Origin of the sequence: Streptomyces sp. NPDC005402, assembly GCF_040606575.1 — a bacterium.
GTDB lineage: Bacteria > Actinomycetota > Actinomycetes > Streptomycetales > Streptomycetaceae > Streptomyces.
Window position 1 is genome coordinate 38519 of sequence record NZ_JBEXFB010000008.1, and the last position, 16231, is coordinate 54749.

At 70.8% G+C, this 16231-nt stretch carries 16 protein-coding genes; 9 read left to right on the forward strand and 7 right to left on the reverse strand.

Annotated elements, in window-relative coordinates:
* Positions 1-173: 173 nt before the first annotated feature.
* Positions 174-707 (forward strand): hypothetical protein, encoded by a 534-nt coding sequence (locus tag ABZT02_RS17285; protein WP_356018700.1) that lies wholly within the window; start codon positions 174-176, stop codon positions 705-707.
* A gap of 105 nt (positions 708-812) precedes the next feature.
* On the opposite strand, the gene ABZT02_RS17290 is transcribed toward ABZT02_RS17285, so the two are convergent.
* On the reverse strand, positions 813-1304 hold the full coding sequence (locus tag ABZT02_RS17290) for a hypothetical protein (protein WP_356018701.1): 492 nt from the start codon (positions 1302-1304) through the stop codon (positions 813-815).
* Between the two features lie 333 nt (positions 1305-1637).
* Between ABZT02_RS17290 and ABZT02_RS17295 the strand changes: the two genes are divergently transcribed.
* Entirely contained in the window at positions 1638-2309 is a 672-nt protein-coding gene (locus ABZT02_RS17295) for a class F sortase (protein ID WP_356018702.1), read from the forward strand.
* A 30-nt stretch (positions 2310-2339) separates the two neighbouring features.
* Here the strand turns inward: ABZT02_RS17295 and ABZT02_RS17300 are convergent, their stop codons facing one another.
* Positions 2340-3209, reverse strand: a complete 870-nt coding sequence (locus tag ABZT02_RS17300) for a polysaccharide deacetylase family protein (RefSeq protein WP_356018704.1) — start codon at positions 3207-3209, stop codon at positions 2340-2342.
* A 316-nt stretch (positions 3210-3525) separates the two neighbouring features.
* Here ABZT02_RS17300 and ABZT02_RS17305 point away from each other — a divergent pair, with 316 nt between their 5' ends.
* Both ABZT02_RS17305 and ABZT02_RS17310 read left to right on the forward strand, forming a co-directional pair.
* Positions 3526-3987: a universal stress protein gene (locus ABZT02_RS17305; protein WP_355733540.1), complete on the forward strand. Its 462-nt coding sequence runs from the start codon at positions 3526-3528 to the stop codon at positions 3985-3987.
* Between the two features lie 116 nt (positions 3988-4103).
* Entirely contained in the window at positions 4104-5516 is a 1413-nt protein-coding gene (locus ABZT02_RS17310; protein WP_356018705.1) for an amino acid permease, read from the forward strand.
* Here ABZT02_RS17310 and ABZT02_RS17315 read toward each other — a convergent pair.
* On the reverse strand, positions 5513-6316 hold the full coding sequence (locus tag ABZT02_RS17315; protein ID WP_356018706.1) for an alpha/beta hydrolase: 804 nt from the start codon (positions 6314-6316) through the stop codon (positions 5513-5515). The two genes, ABZT02_RS17310 and ABZT02_RS17315, sit on opposite strands and share 4 nt — an antisense overlap.
* A 72-nt stretch (positions 6317-6388) precedes the next feature.
* Here ABZT02_RS17315 and ABZT02_RS17320 point away from each other — a divergent pair, with 72 nt between their 5' ends.
* The gene (locus ABZT02_RS17320) at positions 6389-6871 is read left to right on the forward strand and encodes a MarR family transcriptional regulator (protein WP_356018708.1); all 483 of its coding nucleotides are present in this window, start codon (positions 6389-6391) and stop codon (positions 6869-6871) included.
* A gap of 1 nt (position 6872) precedes the next feature.
* On the opposite strand, the gene ABZT02_RS17325 is transcribed toward ABZT02_RS17320, so the two are convergent.
* Positions 6873-8021 (reverse strand): CapA family protein, encoded by a 1149-nt coding sequence (locus ABZT02_RS17325; RefSeq protein ID WP_356018709.1) that lies wholly within the window; start codon positions 8019-8021, stop codon positions 6873-6875.
* 243 nt (positions 8022-8264) lie between these two features.
* Between ABZT02_RS17325 and ABZT02_RS17330 the strand changes: the two genes are divergently transcribed.
* The 3 genes from ABZT02_RS17330 (at position 8265) to ABZT02_RS17340 (ending at position 10452) form a co-directional block, all read left to right on the forward strand.
* Positions 8265-8810 (forward strand): sigma-70 family RNA polymerase sigma factor, encoded by a 546-nt coding sequence (locus ABZT02_RS17330; protein WP_356018710.1) that lies wholly within the window; start codon positions 8265-8267, stop codon positions 8808-8810.
* A 312-nt stretch (positions 8811-9122) separates the two neighbouring features.
* Positions 9123-9638 carry a hypothetical protein gene (locus ABZT02_RS17335; RefSeq protein ID WP_356018711.1) on the forward strand — a complete coding sequence of 172 codons (516 nt, stop codon included), beginning with the start codon at positions 9123-9125 and terminating at the stop codon, positions 9636-9638.
* Between the two features lie 160 nt (positions 9639-9798).
* Complete coding sequence (locus tag ABZT02_RS17340; protein WP_356018712.1) at positions 9799-10452, forward strand: zf-HC2 domain-containing protein; 654 nt, start codon at positions 9799-9801, stop codon at positions 10450-10452.
* Between the two features lie 12 nt (positions 10453-10464).
* Here the strand turns inward: ABZT02_RS17340 and ABZT02_RS17345 are convergent, their stop codons facing one another.
* The 3 genes from ABZT02_RS17345 to ABZT02_RS17355 all read right to left on the reverse strand — a co-directional run bounded on the left by ABZT02_RS17345 (position 10465) and on the right by ABZT02_RS17355 (position 14674).
* The gene (locus ABZT02_RS17345) at positions 10465-11328 is read right to left on the reverse strand and encodes a DNA-formamidopyrimidine glycosylase family protein (RefSeq protein ID WP_356018713.1); all 864 of its coding nucleotides are present in this window, start codon (positions 11326-11328) and stop codon (positions 10465-10467) included.
* Positions 11329-11369: 41 nt separating this feature from the next.
* On the reverse strand, positions 11370-13457 hold the full coding sequence (locus tag ABZT02_RS17350; protein WP_356018714.1) for a SpoIIE family protein phosphatase: 2088 nt from the start codon (positions 13455-13457) through the stop codon (positions 11370-11372).
* 62 nt (positions 13458-13519) lie between these two features.
* Positions 13520-14674, reverse strand: coding sequence for a DUF6777 domain-containing protein (locus ABZT02_RS17355; protein ID WP_356018715.1), 1155 nt, complete (start codon positions 14672-14674; stop codon positions 13520-13522).
* A 134-nt stretch (positions 14675-14808) separates the two neighbouring features.
* Here ABZT02_RS17355 and ABZT02_RS17360 point away from each other — a divergent pair, with 134 nt between their 5' ends.
* Positions 14809-16230 carry a lipase maturation factor family protein gene (locus ABZT02_RS17360; RefSeq protein ID WP_356018716.1) on the forward strand — a complete coding sequence of 474 codons (1422 nt, stop codon included), beginning with the start codon at positions 14809-14811 and terminating at the stop codon, positions 16228-16230.
* Position 16231 lies beyond the last annotated feature (1 nt).

Genomic DNA, 16231 nt, shown 5'->3' on the forward strand with positions numbered 1-16231 from the left:
GGACGTCCGACACGCCGTCGGCGTCCCCTGAGCGGCCCACACGCGTGCCCCATTCGGAGCCACAGGGATCGCGCAGACGTACACCTGTTCCTAGCGTTTCGGTCATCGAGGTGCATTTCTGACCAAGGCGGAAAAAGTTCCGCAGCTGCTCCTCGGGGACCGGAGGAACCACCATGCGCGCGATAGGCGTCGCTTCGGCCGCACTGCTGGGCGTGACCGCCCTGACCTTCTCCGCGCCGGCCGCCGTGGCGAAGGGCGACACCGACATCACGCCCTTCGGCTTCAGCGTCGTGCCCTCGACCGTCGACGCGGGCAGCCAGGTGGCGCTGCTGCTGGAACGGAACCACGACGGCTGCAAGGGCTCCGCGACGGTCACCTCGGCGGTGTTCGACACCGTGATCATCCCGCCGCGCAAGAGCTACGCCACCGCGGGGGTCGACTGGGACGCCAAACCCGGCGCGGTCTACCGGGTGACGTTCACCTGCGACGGCGTGAGCGGCTCCACGGGCCTGACCATCGCGGGCGGCCGACCGACCGGTCCCACACCGGTGCCGCTCAACCCCCACCGGGGTGTGCACGCCGGTGCGGGCGGCAGCATCGCCGGGTTCGACGCCAAGGAACTCGGCATGGGTGCCCTGCTGATCGCGGGCTCGATCGGGGCGGCGTACCACTTCTCCCGTCGCCGCAGCGGCGACGACGGCGCCTGACGGCTCTTTCCGCCGCACGTGACACGGACCTCCGCCTGGCCTTCCGGGAGGAACCGGGGCGGAGGTCCGTGTCACGTGCGGCGTGCTCTCCGGAGGGGACGGGGATCAGATGTGCCTCTCGGACCGCCTGCGCATCCAGAACACCCCGCCGCCGATGACGGCCAGCGCCACCAGACCGCCGCCGATGGCCATGTCGGTCGGGGTGGCCCCGGTGGAGGTGCTGCCGCCGAGACCGCCGCGGACGCCGCCGATGACGGTGAAGGCCGTGGGGTTGATCACGGTGCCGTTGCTGCAGACCACGCTGATGCTGTGCGATCCGGTGGCCGCGTTGCGGTTGACCGTGGCGCGTCCCGTCGCCAGGTTGTTGGCCCCGGTCCTGAGCCTGATGGTCCGGAACGCGTCCGAGCTCGCGGTGGCGTTGCCGGTGCAGTTGTTGACGGTGATGGTCAGTTGGCCGCCCCGGGCGATGACGTTGGGAAGGGCGACGACATTGCTCGGGCTCAGGTTCATGCCGTCCCGCGCGACGGCCGCAGGGGCGGCGAGTCCGAGCACGGCGACCGCGGCGCCGGCGGCCGCCAGGGCACGAGTAGTACGCATGTGAATCCTCCGCGGGAGACGCCCCGGGAACGGTCCCCGGTGGATCGGCGAGAAAACGCCTCCCAGAAAGACCCTCAGACGCCGTGCGCAGACCCGCATTTCGAGAATGGTCCGTCCTGGTGAGAGGACACGCCGAACGAAAAGCGCACAATCGGATATCTTCGCAGGTCACGGACCGTCAGAAAATTCCTGTTCACGGCAACTCGGATGGCGCACCACCCGCGTTCGGGAGCCACCCGTTCGCCGCTGCCCCGTCGCCGGTTTCGTGCGCGGGACTTAGCGTTCTCGTATGCGCGAATGACGCGGCGACGGCCGCGTCGAGAGGGGAAGTCAATGTCTGCGTCCGAGCTGGCCGAGCTGGCCGAAGAGGAGGAGCAGCGGAAGAAGCGCGCTCCCTGGGGCGTGATAGCGCTTGTTCTGCTGACCGGTCTCGCGCTCATTCGGAACGGTTCGGGGGAGTTCGACGTCGGGCCGCCGCAGCCCGCGTCGGCGGCCGCGGCGGACAGCCGGGTGCACGGCACCGCCTTCGGCAACGCCCCCGCTCCCCTGCCGTACGCAGCGCCCGACCGGGTCTCCATCCCCGCGATCCGGGTCGACGCGCCGATGACGCCGGTCGGCCTGGACCCGGACGGCTGGGTCGGCGCGCCGCCCCCGGACGACCCGAACCTGGCCGGCTGGTTCACCGGCGCGGTGTCCCCCGGCGAGAAGGGCACCGCGGTGGTCGTCGGCCATGTCGACAACAAACAGGGCCCCGCCGTGTTCTACGGACTCGGGGCCCTGAAGAAGGGAAATCGCGTCGAGATCAGGCGCCAGGACGGGAAGACGGCGATCTTCGAGATCTACGGCATCGAGGTCTTCGAGAAGAACAATTTCCCCGGCGACCGTGTCTACGGCTCCAAGGGAACCCCCGAATTGCGGGTCATCACCTGCGGGGGCGGTTTCTCCAAGCAGAGCGGCTACGCAGGCAATGTCGTCGCCTTCGCCCGCCTGGTCGAGGTCCGCTGAGCGGTCCCCGACCGGGCGGGCGTGTTCCGGCTATGCGTACTGCCGTCGCGGGACGGTGATGTGATAGCCGGAATCGAGAAGTTGCGGCAGATAGTCGCGCAGCGCCCGGACACTCTGGGAGCGGTCGCCCCCGGCGTCGTGCGAGAGCACCACGACGCCGGGGGCGGCGCCGTTCTCCACCGCGCCGACGATGCGCCGGGTGCCCGGGGTGGTCCAGTCGAGGGTGTCGACGGTCCAGGCGAGGGGTTCCATGCCGAGTTCGGCGCCGAGTTGGAACGCGGCCCGGTTCCAGGCACCGTAGGGAGCGCGGAACCATGCGGGACGCTCTCCGTAGGCGTCCTCGATGACGTCCGAGGTGCGTTCCATCTCGGAGCGGATGCGGGAGCGGCTGAGCCGGGTGAGCAGCGGGTGGGACCAGGTGTGGTTGCCGACGACGTGTCCCTCGTCGGCCATCCGGGCCAGCAGGTCCTGGTTGTAGGCCGCCATCTCCCCGCACACGAAGAACATCGCGCGGACGTCGTACTCGGCGAGCGTGTCCAGGATGTGCGGGGTGTAGCGGGGGTCGGGTCCGTCGTCGAAGGTCAGCACCATGGTCCGGCCGCGCCCGGACACCTTCAGCAACGGCTCGTGGCGGACGAGTGTCCTCCTGGGAGCGGTGTGCGGCGGACCGAATCCGGTCAGGGGCTGGAGGCGGTAGGCCGAGGGCCTGGCCGCGCGACGGGCCGGGGGGCCGGCGGCGGGGAGCTTCGGCCGGACCGGCTCCTCGCCCGTGAGGGCCGCGAGCACTCCGGCCGTGCCGGCGGCCCCGGCCGCGGCGGCGCCGGCCAGCAGGGCCCGGCGCCGCGTGAGCACCGCCGCCGCCTTGGACGACAGCCGTGTGAGCAACTGATCCTTCGTCATGACTCATCAGTCGCCCGGCGGACGGCCGACGCACCTCAGCAACACCGGTGCGGCGGCACGAATACACCCGGCCGGCCCAGCGAAGACGCTCCGAACGGCATGGCGGAACGTCAGGACGACGTCGTACGGGGCCGATCGGCTTCGGCCCCGGCCTCGTCCCCTCCGTCGAGGCCGGGTGCCGAGGGCGGCGGCGGGCTCCGCCGGCTGCCCGTTCGCGGCCGCCCTTCGGGTGCCCCGTTTCCGCAAAGCTTGCGCACGCATGTCGACGGGGTCCCGAATGCCGCCCGGACCTGCGGCTTCCGATAGCCTCACAGCCGTGACGGAACAGCATGCGCACCAGTTCGAGCGGGGCACGGACGGGCCCAAGGTCATCGTCGTCGGCGTGGACGGCTCCGACTCCTCGCTGCGCGCCGCGGCGTACGCAGGAGGTCTGGCCCGGCGACAGCACGCGCTGCTCGCCGTGGTGTACGTCCAGCCGGTGCTCGCCTCGGGCGCCGCGCTCGGCGCTCCGGTGGCCGAGACCACGGACGAGATCGCCGAGGACCTGGTCGCCCAGATCCGGCACGCCACCGAGCAGAACAAGGGGATATTCGATGTGCGCTGGGAGTTCCACACCTTCCGCGGCGACCCCTACAGCGGGCTGACGAAGGCGGCGGACGAGCTCAAGGCCGACGCGGTGGTCGTCGGCGCCTCGGAGCAGGCCGGGCACCGCATCGTCGGCTCCGTCGCGGTACGGCTGGTCAAGGCCGGTCGGTGGCCGGTGACCGTGGTGCCGTAGCGGGCCGTCGGGGGCGCACCGCCACCGTGGCTCTGCGTGACCCCTTCCTTCCCCGCCGTGCCTGCGCCATCATGACCGGCCGTCAGCCGTTTGCCGAACGCGAAGAGGTGAGGCGCATGGCCCGGCTCCGTATGGGCGAGGGGATTCTCCGGCGCAAACCGATCGAGCGCATCGAGGAGACGGAGGCCGGCGCGGGCACCGGCCTCGAACGGTCGCTCGGGCTGTGGCAGCTGACCGCGATCGGCGTGGGCGGCATCATCGGCGCGGGGATCTTCACCCTCGCGGGCACGGTGGCCAACGGTACGGCCGGGCCCGCGGTCCTCGTCTCCTTCCTCGTCGCCGGGGTCGCGAGCGCCGCGGCCGCGCTGTCGTACGCCGAGTTCGCCGGTCTCATCCCGAAGGCCGGGTCCGCCTACACCTACGGCTACGCGGTGCTCGGCGAGTTCGCGGGCTGGTTCATCGGCTGGGACCTGCTCCTGGAGTACACGGCGATCGTGGCGGTGGTGGCGATCGGCATCTCCGGTTACTTCAGCTTCCTGGTCGGGGAGATGGGCGCCGATCTGCCGCACTGGATGCTGGGGGCGCCCACGACCGGCGACGGACACCGGGTGGACCTGTTCGCGGCCGTGCTGTGCCTGCTGATCGCGTACCTGCTCAACCTCGGCATCCGCAACGCGGCCCGCTTCGAGATGGTCGTCGTGGTCCTCAAGGTGCTCGTCGTGCTGCTGGTGATCGGGGTCGGGGTGTTCCACATCAACACGGGGAACTACCACCCGTTCTTCCCGTACGGCGTCGGCGGGGCGTTCACCGGCGCGGCGACGGTGTTCTTCGCGGTCTTCGGTTACGACGCCATGTCGACGGCGGCCGAGGAGTCGAAGGACGCCCAGCGGCACATGCCGAAGGCGATCCTCTACTCGCTCGCGATCTCGATGGTGCTGTACGTGGCGGCCTGTCTGGTGCTGACCGGCATGCAGGACTACAAGGACATCGACAAGGAGAGCGGGTTCTCCACCGCGTTCAAGTCGGTGGGCCTCGGCGGGCTCGCGGACGTGATCGCGGTGGGCGCGATCATCGGCATCCTCACGGTGATGTTCACGTTCATGCTCGGGGTGACCCGGGTGTGGTTCTCGATGTCCCGGGACGGGCTGCTGCCCCGGTGGTTCGCGAAGACGCACCCGACGCGGCACGTGCCCACGCGTGTGACGTGGATCGTCGGCTTCGCGTCGGCCGCCATCGCCGGTTTCCTGCCGATCGGCGAGGCGGCCGAACTGACCAACATCGGGATCCTGCTGGCCTTCGTGGTGGTGTGCACGGCGGTGATCGTGCTGCGGTACCGGCAGCCGGAACTGCCGCGCACGTTCCGTACGCCGTGGATGCCGGTGGTGCCGGCCCTGGGCGTCGGCTTCTCGATCTGGCTGATCACGTACCTGCAGTGGCAGACCTGGGTGCGGTTCGCCGTGTGGTTCGTGATCGGGTGCGTGATCTATTTCGGGTACTCGTACAAGCGGTCGGCGCTGGCGCGGCGCTAGAGCGAGCGCAGGAAGTCCAGCACGATCGCGTTGAACTCCTCGGGCTTCTCCAGGTTCGGGAAGTGCGAGGTGCCCTCCACCAGGACCGAGCGGCCGTTCTGCGCGGTGTCGGCGTAGCGTTCGGCGTCGGCGAGCAGGTCCGGTGAGTCGAGCGTGCCGTTGACGGTGAGCACCGGGACGTCGATCTTCGGGACGCGGGGCCAGGTGTCGGTCATGGGTACGTGCCAGTTCCGTTCGCCGGGAGTGTGCTTGCTGATGGTGTGCAGGGCCATCTCGCGCAGGTGGTCCAGGATCCGCGGGTCGGTCTCCTCGACCGTGCGGAAGGGGCCCGCGACGGACCGGAGGTACACCTTCAGCCAGCCCTCGATGTCGCCCGAGTGCAGAATCCTCTGGGACTCGGCCACGAACTCGTGGGTGTACTGGAAGTCGCTGACCGAGGCCCCGCTCAGGACGATCCCCCGGACCAGTTCCGGATACTCGATCGCCGTGTCACCGGCGACGGCCCCGCCCATGGAGACGCCGACCAGGACCGCGGGGCCCGCGTCGAGATGGCGCAGCAGTGCGGCGAGGTCGTCGGCCCAGCGGAAGGGCTGGGTCGCGTTGGCGGTCCAGCCGTGGCCACGGATGTCCACGGCGATGACGCGGTGCTCGGCGGACAGCGCCGGTGTCTGGGCCTCGAAGAGGCGGTGGTCGACGTAGCCGGCGTGCAGGAGGACGACGGGGTCCCCGGTCCCGGTGTCGCGATAGGCGATGTCCCCGTCGTGGGATGCGAAGAAGTTCAGTTCCGAAGCAGCTCTCATGACAACCAAGGTGTCATCTTCGGTCGACTTTGACAACCTGGTTGTCATAATGAACCGGTGCATGATGGACGGGTGAACGACATCGACGCGCCACTGCCGCCAGACGAACTTGGCCACCGGGTCAGCGAGGTGTTCGACCTGGTCGGCGCGCTCTACCGGCGCGGCCTGCGCAAGCTGGAGCAGGCCGAGGCGGTCGACGGGGTGTCCGTCGGCGTGCGTTCCGTCCTCGTCCTGCTGCACCGGTACGGGCCCATGACGGTTCCTCAGATGGCTCGGCTCATGGCGCTGACCCGGCAGTTCGTGCAGCGCATGACCAATGACGCGATCGAGCGGGGCTGGGCGGAGGCCACGCCCAACCCCGCCCACCAGCGGTCCTCGCTGATCCGGATCACGGACGAGGGCACTGCCCGCATCACCGCGATCCTCGCGCGCGAGCACGCCCTGAACCGGCAGGTCGGCGGCGGTGAGCTGACCGAGGCCGAACTCCGGGCGTGCGCACGCGTGTTGAAGGAGATGCTGCGGACCTTCGACCATGTGGACGTGGACGTGGAGTGACCTACTGCCCCATCGTGAGCCCGTCCTTCGCCGCGCCCCGGCTCAGCACCACCTCCCGGATCCGGTCACGGACGCCCTGGACGTCGGCGCCCTGCGCGATCGCCTGGTTGAGGTTCACCACCCGGCCGGCGTCCACGTCGAACATCTGCGGCACGAACTCCGCCTTCGCGACCTGCCAGCGCTCACCCGGCCGGGCGGGCGGGGCGAACGTGAAGCGCCCCAGGGTGGACTGGTTGCCGCGCGGGTCCTGGGCGCCCTCGTTGTTGAACATCTCACCTGCGATCTGGTCGCCCATGCCGTAGATCACCCAGGTCCCGTTGACCTTCTCGTACGCCTGCGGGACATGGGCGTGGGTGCCGAGGATCAGGTCGACGTCGGGGCGCCCGCCGGTGCGGGCGGCGGTGAGGTCGCGGGCCAGGGCCACCTGCTGCCCGTCGGGCGCGTCCTGCCATTCGGTGCCCCAGTGCAGCGATACGACGACCACGTCGGCGCCCGCCTTCCGGGCGGTCCGCGCGTCCGCCAGGATCTTCTTCTCGTCCATCAGGTTCACCGCCCAGGGCTGCCCCTGGGGCAGCGGGAGCCCGTTGGTGTCATAGGTGTAGGCGAGGTGGGCCACCTTCGCCGGACCCGCGCGCAGCACGGTGACCGTGCGCGCCTCGCCCTCGGTACGGGCCGATCCGGTGTGCCGTACGCCCGCCTGGTCCAGCGCGTCGAGAGTACGGCGGATTCCGTCGGCGCCGTCGTCGAGGCTGTGGTTGGAGGCGGTGGAGCAGCCGTCGTAACCGGTGACGGCGAGACCCTGGGCCACCTCGGGCGGCGACTTGAAGGTCGGGTAACCGGTGTAGTCGCCGTTCGCGCCGTAGACGGTCTCCATGTGACACAGCGCCAGATCGGCGCGGGAGACGACGGATCGGATCCCGGCCAGCATCGGGCGGAAGTCGTAGCCGTTGCCGCCCGCGTCGAAGCGCGCCCGTTCGATGATCGAACTGTGCGGCAGGACGTCACCGGAGGCGACGAGCGTGAACTCGCGCGGTGCCGCGGCGGACGGGCCCGGATGCCCGGGTGTCGCGTGGTCATGCGCCTGGCAGGCCGCTCCTCCGGCGAGAAGGGCCGTGAGGGCCAGGGCAATCTGCCGTCTGCGTGCAATCATCAGCTCACCCCACTGAGGTCATATTTAGTGACGAATAGGTATGAGCTTGTCCGTGTCCGCAAACGGCCCGGCCGCCTTCTTGACCCGTCCGGGGCGGAAGGGACGCGGAAAGTACGCGGAAGAGACGTGCAAGGGAGGCGGAAGGGACCGTTCACCGAACCGTTCGTCGACGCGATCGACCGTCCGCCGCAGATCCTTGTGCGTGCCCTGTCCCCCGGCCCCGCACTGAGGTGCCATACGGCCATGACGGCCGGAACCACCCTCACGCACGGGACGACCGCCGAGCACGAGCTCGCCGCACTGCAGCGGGAGCACGGCCGGCCCCTCTTCGCGCTCCTGCTCCGGCTCAGTGACGGCGACCGGCAACGCGCCGAGGATCTGGTGCAGGAGACCCTCGTACGCGCCTGGCAGCATCCCGAGGCGCTGCGCGCCGACGACTTCGAGTCCGTACGGCCGTGGCTGCTGACCGTGGGGCGGCGGCTCGCGATCGACGCGCGGCGGGCGCGGCAGGCGCGTCCCGCCGAGGTCGGCGACGCGGTGCTGGAGAACTCACGGGTCTGCGCCGATCACGCCGAACGGGCGGCCGCCGCCCTCGACGTACGCGAGGCTGTGAAGACACTCACTCCGGAGCACCGTGAAGTCCTGGTGCTGGTGTATTTCCAGGGGGCGAGTGTGGCGGAGGCCGCCGAAATCCTCGGGATTCCGCCCGGTACCGTGAAGTCCCGCGCGTACTACGCGCTGCGCGCCCTTCGCCGGGTGCTTCCGGGATACGCGGCCGACCTGCGGTGAAACCAATGGGAAAGTCAAACCTCCGTAAAGCGCCTTGCTGAAGACCCCGGTTGAGTAATCGGCTGTCCTCATCCGTGTTCCGGATGGGGGCCTGGCGCGGGATTCGCACCGTCCGCCCGAAGGGCGGGCAGCGCGGCGTCTGGTGCGTGTGATCGCAAGGCGCCGGAGCGTCCTCGTGGCGGAGCCACGTGGGCGGTTCGGCAACGCCGCGAGCGCGCGTGCCAGACGCCGCGCTGCAGGTGGGAATCCTGCGCCAGGCCCCCAAGGCCCGGGGTCGGGCGACGCGCACGCACCGGAGGAAGGCAGGAAGGGATGCTGCACAGAGGTCAAGAGAGCACGGACGGCACCGGCGGCGGCGAACTCGTCGTCCCCATGGCCTGGTTGTACGCCGAGTACATCGCCGACGAGCTCCTGCGTTCCGGCGATCTGATGCCGCCGACGTCCTTCGAGTTCCGTGCCGGACGGGACGCGCTGGCGCTGACCGTCTTCCTCGCCGACACCGAGGGAGAGCTGTCCGGCATCCAGGTCGTCTCGCAGCTGGAGAACTGGCTGTCCCTGACGGCGTACGACCAGCCGTGGCAGGACTGGGTGTGCGAGCGGATGGCCGCGCTAACCGCCCAGGCGGTCGCCACCGGCGAGCCCGCCGCGGACCTCGAACTCGCGGCCGCGGCCTGGCGCTGGCTGGAGGAGACGGAACTGCTCGCACCCGATCTGAACGCCGTGCCGGGCGGCGGCGCGGGCGTCGGCGAGGACGAGGGTCCGAAGGTGTGGACCCCGGCGTGGCAGCTCGGTCTGCCCCTCGGGCACCTCGCCATCCACCTCTTCTAGCCCTTCAGGATTACTTTCGATTCGGACCAATCCGCGGGGCCGACCGCTCCGAATCCCTTGGTCACGATTCTGCGCATGTCTTGAGTGATTCGGCGGGCTGGTGCGTACGGGTGGGAGCAAGGAGTAACCCCACCCACACCCAACGGCACGAGGTTTCCGCATGAGGTCCTTGGAGAGGCATCGCGACGTCGGCGCGTACGCGCTCGGCGTGCTGGACGAGGCGGAGGCCTTCCGCTTCGAGGACCACCTCATGGAGTGCCCCAAGTGCGCGGCACACGTGACCGAGTTCGGTCCTGTGACCCGTCAGATGATGCTGTACCGCAGGGCGACTCCGCGGGTCGTGCATCCGATGGCCCAGCCCGGCCCCCAGCTCCTGGGCCGCCTCCTCGGCGAGGTCGCGACCCGCCACCGGGCACGGCGCAGGCGGCTGTTGTACGCGGTAGCCGCTTCGGTGGTCCTGACCGTGGGCGGTTCCACCCTCGCGATGACGACGGGCGGCGACGCCGCGGGGAACACCAGCATCGAGGCCACCGACGCCCGGTCCGGCGTGTGGGCCCAGGTCATCACCGAGGACGAGGACTGGGGCACCCAGGTGGAGCTCAAGGTGAAGGACGAGTCCGGCCCCCGCGCGTGTCACCTGGTCGCGATCAGCCAGGACGGCAAGGAGGAGACCGTCACCGGCTGGAACGCCACCGGGCACGCCACCGGCGACAACACCATGATGGGCAGTTCCACCTTCCACGCCGACCAGATCGACCACTACGAGGTCAGGACGTCGGGCGGGGAGCATCTGGTGACACTGGATCCCGGCTGACGACGTACGCGGTCACTTGAGCAGTCGCGACAACCGCCGGTCCGCCAGAAGCTTGCCACCCGTCTGGCAGGTGGGGCAGTACTGGAGGGAGGAGTCGCTGAAGGAGACCTCCCGGATGGTGTCGCCGCAGACCGGGCAGGGATCGCCGGTGCGGCCGTGGACGCGCAGGCCGGACTTCTTCTCCGACTTCAGGCGGCCCGCCGCCACACCTCTCGACCGTTCCACCGCCTCGGTGAGGGTCGTGCGCAGAGCCCGATAGAGGGCCTCCGTCTCCCCGGGAGTCAGGGAAGCCGCCAGTTTGAACGGGGACATTCTCGCCGCGTGCAGGATCTCGTCGCTGTAGGCGTTGCCCACGCCGGCGAGGAGGGTCTGGTCGCGCAGGGCGCCCTTCAGCTGTCGGCGTTCGCCCTTCAGGAGGGCGGCGAGGCTCGCCCCGTCGAAGTCCTCGGCCAGCGGGTCCGGGCCCAGCCGGGCGATGCCGGGGACCTCCTTGGGGTCGGCCACCACGTACACCGCGAGCCGCTTCTGCGTCCCCGCCTCCGTGAGGTCGAAGCCCGCGCCGGTCTCCAACGCCACCCGGAGGGCGAGGGGGCCCTTGCCGGGGCGGGGCGGGCCGTCGGGCAGGCGGTCCTTCCAGTGCAGCCAGCCCGCGCGGGCCAGATGGGTGACGAGGCGCGGGCCGCCGTCCGTCTCCAGGTCGAGGAACTTGCCGTGGCGGTGCACGGCGACCACCTCGCGGCCCTCGACGGCGGTGAGCGGGGGGTCGTACGTCTTCAGGACGCTGATGGCCACCGGCAGCACGCGCACCATCTCGTGGCCGACCAGGTTCTCGGTCAGGAAGTCCTTGAGCGCTTCCACCTCGGGCAGTTCCGGCATACGTCCAGAGTGCCACCGGGGACCGCCGTGGTCAGCTCAGCTCAGGTCTGCTCCCGTACGACGAACTCGCACCACACGCACTTCCCGCCGCCCCGCGCCTCCACGCCCCACACGTCGCTCAGCAGGTCGACCAGGAGCAGGCCCCGGCCCGAGACCCCCGACTCGCCCGCCTCCCGGCGGCGGGGCAGGGCACTGGAGGAGTCCTCGACCTCCACGCGCATCCGCCGGTCGGAACGGGTCATGACCCGCAGGGTGACGATCGCGGCGCCCTCGGTGTGCATCAGGGCGTTGGTGATCAGCTCGTCGGCGACCAGTTCGATCTCGTCGGAGCGCTCCCGCGCGCCCCAGGCGGCGACCGCGGCCCGGATCATGTGCCGGGCCTCGGTGAGGGCCTCGGGGTCTCCCGGCGCCACGTGCTGCTGGAGGCGGCCGCCGGACTGCGGGGCGTCCAGACCGCGGCGGCGCAGCAGGAGCAGTGCCACGTCGTCGTCGCCGCCGCGTTCCTCGGCCACGTCGATGAGCCGGTCGGCGAGCTCCCACACATCGGGAGGACCCACGGCGATGAGGCTCGTGAGGGTCCGCATGCCGTCGTCGAGGTCGGCACCCGGCTGCTCGACCAGCCCGTCGGTGCACAGCAGCAGGGTGCCCCCGGGGTCGAGTTCGAGGGTGGCGACGGGATACTCGAGCTGCCCGAACTCGGCGGACAGCCCGAGCGGCAGTCCCCCCTCGACGGTCACCCGGCGGCAGCCGCCGTCGGCGTGCCGGACCAGCGGGTCGATGTGGCCCGCCCGGACCACCTGGACGACTCCGGTGGCCAGGTCGGCCTCGGCGTACAGGCAGGTCGCGAAGCGGTCGGTGTCGAGCTCATGGAGGAAGACGGACGCCCGGGCCATCACCGTGGCCGGGGTGTGCCCCTCGGCGGCGTAGGCCCTCAGCACGATCCGCAGCTGGCCCATGACGGCGGCGGCGTGGGTGTCGTGGCCCTGGACGTCGCCGATGACGGCACCGACGCGGCCGCCCGGCAGTGGGATCAGGTCGTACCAGTCGCCGCCGATGTCCCGGGCCAGCGAGCCCTCGGTGCTGCCGGCCCGGTAGCGGACGGCGACGTCGGCGCCAGGGACGCTCGGGATGGTGCGCGGCAGCATGGCCTGCTGGAGGCCGGTGGCGAGGTCCTTCTCCTGTTCGTAGAGCATGGCCCGCTGAAGGCTCTGGGCGATGCTGCTGCCGAGGGCGATGAGGACGTTGCGGTCCTCGGGCGTGAAGCCGTAGCGGTCGCTGTAGAGCAGGCCCATGGCGCCGATCGGGCGGGCCTCGGCGATCAGCGGGAGGTAGGCGGCGGAGGTGATGTTGAGGCCGGTGATGTGCGGCCACAGGATCGGGTAGCGGTCCGCGAACTCCTCCGGCGACTCGATGAACCGCGGGCTGAGTGTGCGCACGGCCTCGCTCATCGGGTACGGCTCGTCGATCCGGGTGATGTCGGTGCCGGGTACGAAGCTGCCCGCGGGGCCCTCGGCGATCAGCCGGATGCGGCCCGCCTCGACCAGGCCCATGACCAGGCTGGTCGCGCCGAGGTGGGTGAGGCCGTGGGTGTCCTTGAGGACGTCGATGACGTCCTGGACGGTCCGGGCGTGGGCGAGGGCTGCCGTGGTGAGCTGGACGACATTGGTCTGCCGACGGCGGGCCTGGTCCTGGGCGGCCTGCTCCCGGCGGGCTTCCAGCTCGCCCATCTCCTGGGTGGCGTCACGGACGATCCCGACGATCCGGCGCGGGCGTCCTGTCTCGTCGCGCCGGATGTAGCCCTGGGTGTGGGTCCAGCGCAGGGTGCCGTCGCGGCAACGCAGGCGGAAGTAGGTGCCGTAGTTCTCGCTGCCGTCCTTGATGGCCTGGGCGACCAGGGCGTCCAGGCGGTGCGCCTCGGCCCTCGGGACCCGGACGGCGAGGCCCATCGGGCTTCCGTCGTATTCGTCGGGGCGCAGGTCGAAGACCTCGTGGGCCTGGGCGTCCATGTGGAACAGACCGGTGTCCAGGTCCCAGTCGAAGCTGCCCATGCGGTTGAGCGCCAGGATCGGATCCGGGTGGGCGGGCCAGTCGTCCGGGAGTGACAGGGCGCTCGCTCCCCGATCAACCATGGGCCCACCTTGCCAGGATTTGTCCGATTCTTCGACCGGGAGGGCGGTGTCTTCTGCGGCCGTCAGACACCGAGGACGTCGGCGGGGCTGTCGAAGACGGTGCCGGTGCCGGTCGACCCGGCCGGGTCGTCGGGGATCAGGCCGCCGCCGTCGGGGAGATCGGGGGTGTCCGGGACGGTCTCGGGGCCGATCCCGCTCTCGGGGTCCGAGGGGGCGGCCGTACGGGTGCCGTCCGGCGGGACCGCGGGGGTGCCGGGCCGCGTCGGGGGCGGTGGGGTGAAGGGGACGGTGGGCGCGGGGCAGTCGTCGTACGACTCCTCGGGGGCGGGGGCGGGGGCGGTGGCGGGGGTGCCGGGCGTGACGGTGACGGTCGGGGTCGCGCAGTCGGGCGCGGGTCTCTGCGGGGCGAGGGGCGTGCCGTCGGCCGGGGACGGCGTGAGGGCGGGCCTGGGCGTCAGCGGTTCCGGCGTCGGAGGGGGTAGGACGTGGTCGTGACGGCAGTCGTGGTCGATCCGGCGTTCGATCCAGGAGTGGTCGACGAGGTCGATGATCGTGATCTCGGTGACGACCTGTTCACTGGGGGTCACCACGATCGTCCGGGCGGGCCGGTATGCGGGCCACGACCGCCCGCCCACCACCGCGCCGCCACGCATCGCCACCGGCGGCGTCAAGGGGTTGCCGCAGGCGCAGCGGACCCGCGGGACGCCTCGGTTGTCGACGAGGACGGCCGTGCCCGCCTGAAGCACGGACTGGTGGCCGCTCGCCCGGCCGTCGCGGTAGCCGTGGTCGGTGACCCGGGTGTCGTCCCGGAGGACGACGGGGGCGAGGCCGCGCAGGTAGTCCGGGACCGAGGCCGGGGGGACGCCCGCGACCCGCGCGAACGCGCTCACCCTGGACCGGTCGGCGCTCAGGTCGCCGATCTGCCGTTCCACGTCGCAGCCGGCGACGCGCTCGACGCCGCCGTAGAGGCCGGGCATCCCGCCGGAGACGGTCCGTGGGGCGGTCGGGTCCCGTTGAGGCGTTCGGGTGAGGGGCGGCGGGGTGGTCGCCGCAAAGCGGGTGAAGGGGTTCGGCCCCTGGTCCGTGGCAGGCTGCAGAAAGAGTTCGCCCTTCGCCGCGCCGGTGTTCGCGTCACCACCGTCGACCCCGCATCCGGCGACGAGGAGTGCCGCCGCGAGCGCGCAGGCGGTGACGAGGGCCCTGGTCGGTGTCCGCACCGCGTTCTCCCGTCCATCCCGGGCAGTTCGTCACTATTGTCTGCTTCGCTCACTTGGGTTACGCAAGCGGAGCGGAGGTACACGGAGAGTCACGCTGGGGTTCGGCGGCACAATGGAGGCAGGAGAGCACGGCAGTGGACTGGTTCACCGCACCCGACTACTGGCTGAGCCGGCTGGTCTTCCAGCGGGCTCTGGCCGGGCTGTACTTCGTCGCGTTCCTCGCGGCGGCCCTGCAGTTCCGGGCGCTGCTCGGGGAGCGCGGGATGCTGCCCATCCCGCGTTTCGTGGCGCGGGTGCCCTTCCGGCGGGCGCCGAGTCTCTTCCAACTCCACTACTCGGACCGGTTCTTCGCTCTCTGCGCGTGGACGGGCTGCGCGGTGGCCGTCGCGCTGGCGGCGGGCCTCGACTCCCGGCTACCGCTGTGGGGCGGGATGCTGCTGTGGCTGGTGCCGTGGCTGCTGTACCTGTCGATCGTCAACGTGGGCCAGACGTGGTACGGCTTCGGCTGGGAGTCCCTGCTGCTGGAGGTCGGGTTCCTCGCGGTGTTCCTCGGCAACGACGAAGTGGCCCCGCCGGTCGTGGTGTTGTTCCTGCTGCGGTGGGTCCTGTTCCGGGTCGAGTTCGGCGCGGGGCTCATCAAGATGCGCGGCGACGCCTGCTGGCGGAAGCTCACCTGCCTGGACCACCACCACGAGACACAGCCGATGCCGGGTCCGCTGAGCTGGTTCTTCCACCATCTGCCGAGACCCGCGCACCGGATGGAGGTGGCGGCGAACCATGTCACCCAACTCGTCGTCCCCTTCCTGCTGTTCACCCCGCAGCCGATCGCCATGGCCGCCGCGTCCCTGATGATCGTGACTCAGCTGTGGCTGGTGCTCTCCGGCAACTTCGCCTGGCTGAACTGGATCACGATCGTGCTGGCGACGTCGGCGCTGGACCTCCCGGGAGACGCGCCGGGCCTGCCCGCCACCCCGCTCTGGTACGAGGTGACGGTCCTCGCCGTCGCCGCGCTGCTCCTCGCCCTGAGCTACCACCCGGTCCGCAACATGATCTCCCGGAGCCAGATCATGAACCGCTCCTTCGACCCGCTCCATCTCGTCAACACCTACGGCGCCTTCGGCAGCGTCAGCCGGATCCGCTACGAGGTGGTGGTCGAGGGCACGGCGGACGACGTGCCGCGCAGGGACTCCGAGTGGAAGGAGTACGAGTTCAAGGGCAAGCCGGGTGATCCACGGCGGTGGCCGCGCCAGTTCGCGCCCTACCATCTGCGCCTGGACTGGATGATGTGGTTCGCCGCGCTGTCCCCGGCCTACGCGGGGGCGTGGTTCGGCACCATGGTCGAACGGCTCCTGGAGAACGACCCCGCCACGCTGAGGCTGTTGCGCCACTCCCCCTTCCCGGCTGACTCACCGCCCCGCCATGTCCGGGCCCGTCTCTTCCGGTACCGGTACACGACGTGGCGGGAGCTGCGGGAGACGGGGGCGTGCTGGGAGCGGACGTATGTGCGGGAGTTCCTGCCACCCACCCGGTTGGCGCAGCCGACTCGGCAGACCTGAC

Excerpts from the sequence above, each read along its gene's own strand:
- ABZT02_RS17290 (WP_356018701.1), bottom strand. The coding sequence starts at position 1,304 with ATGCGTACTACTCGTGCCCTGGCGGCCGCCGGCGCCGCGGTCGCCGTG.
- ABZT02_RS17335 (WP_356018711.1), top strand. The coding sequence starts at position 9,123 with ATGCTGCACAGAGGTCAAGAGAGCACGGACGGCACCGGCGGCGGCGAA.
- ABZT02_RS17300 (WP_356018704.1), bottom strand. The coding sequence starts at position 3,209 with ATGACGAAGGATCAGTTGCTCACACGGCTGTCGTCCAAGGCGGCGGCG.
- ABZT02_RS17310 (WP_356018705.1), top strand. The coding sequence starts at position 4,104 with ATGGCCCGGCTCCGTATGGGCGAGGGGATTCTCCGGCGCAAACCGATC.
- ABZT02_RS17295 (WP_356018702.1), top strand. The coding sequence starts at position 1,638 with ATGTCTGCGTCCGAGCTGGCCGAGCTGGCCGAAGAGGAGGAGCAGCGG.
- ABZT02_RS17345 (WP_356018713.1), bottom strand. The coding sequence starts at position 11,328 with ATGCCGGAACTGCCCGAGGTGGAAGCGCTCAAGGACTTCCTGACCGAG.
- ABZT02_RS17350 (WP_356018714.1), bottom strand. The coding sequence starts at position 13,457 with ATGGTTGATCGGGGAGCGAGCGCCCTGTCACTCCCGGACGACTGGCCC.
- ABZT02_RS17340 (WP_356018712.1), top strand. The coding sequence starts at position 9,799 with ATGAGGTCCTTGGAGAGGCATCGCGACGTCGGCGCGTACGCGCTCGGC.
- ABZT02_RS17325 (WP_356018709.1), bottom strand. The coding sequence starts at position 8,021 with ATGATTGCACGCAGACGGCAGATTGCCCTGGCCCTCACGGCCCTTCTC.
- ABZT02_RS17330 (WP_356018710.1), top strand. The coding sequence starts at position 8,265 with ATGACGGCCGGAACCACCCTCACGCACGGGACGACCGCCGAGCACGAG.
- ABZT02_RS17285 (WP_356018700.1), top strand. The coding sequence starts at position 174 with ATGCGCGCGATAGGCGTCGCTTCGGCCGCACTGCTGGGCGTGACCGCC.
- ABZT02_RS17315 (WP_356018706.1), bottom strand. The coding sequence starts at position 6,316 with ATGAGAGCTGCTTCGGAACTGAACTTCTTCGCATCCCACGACGGGGAC.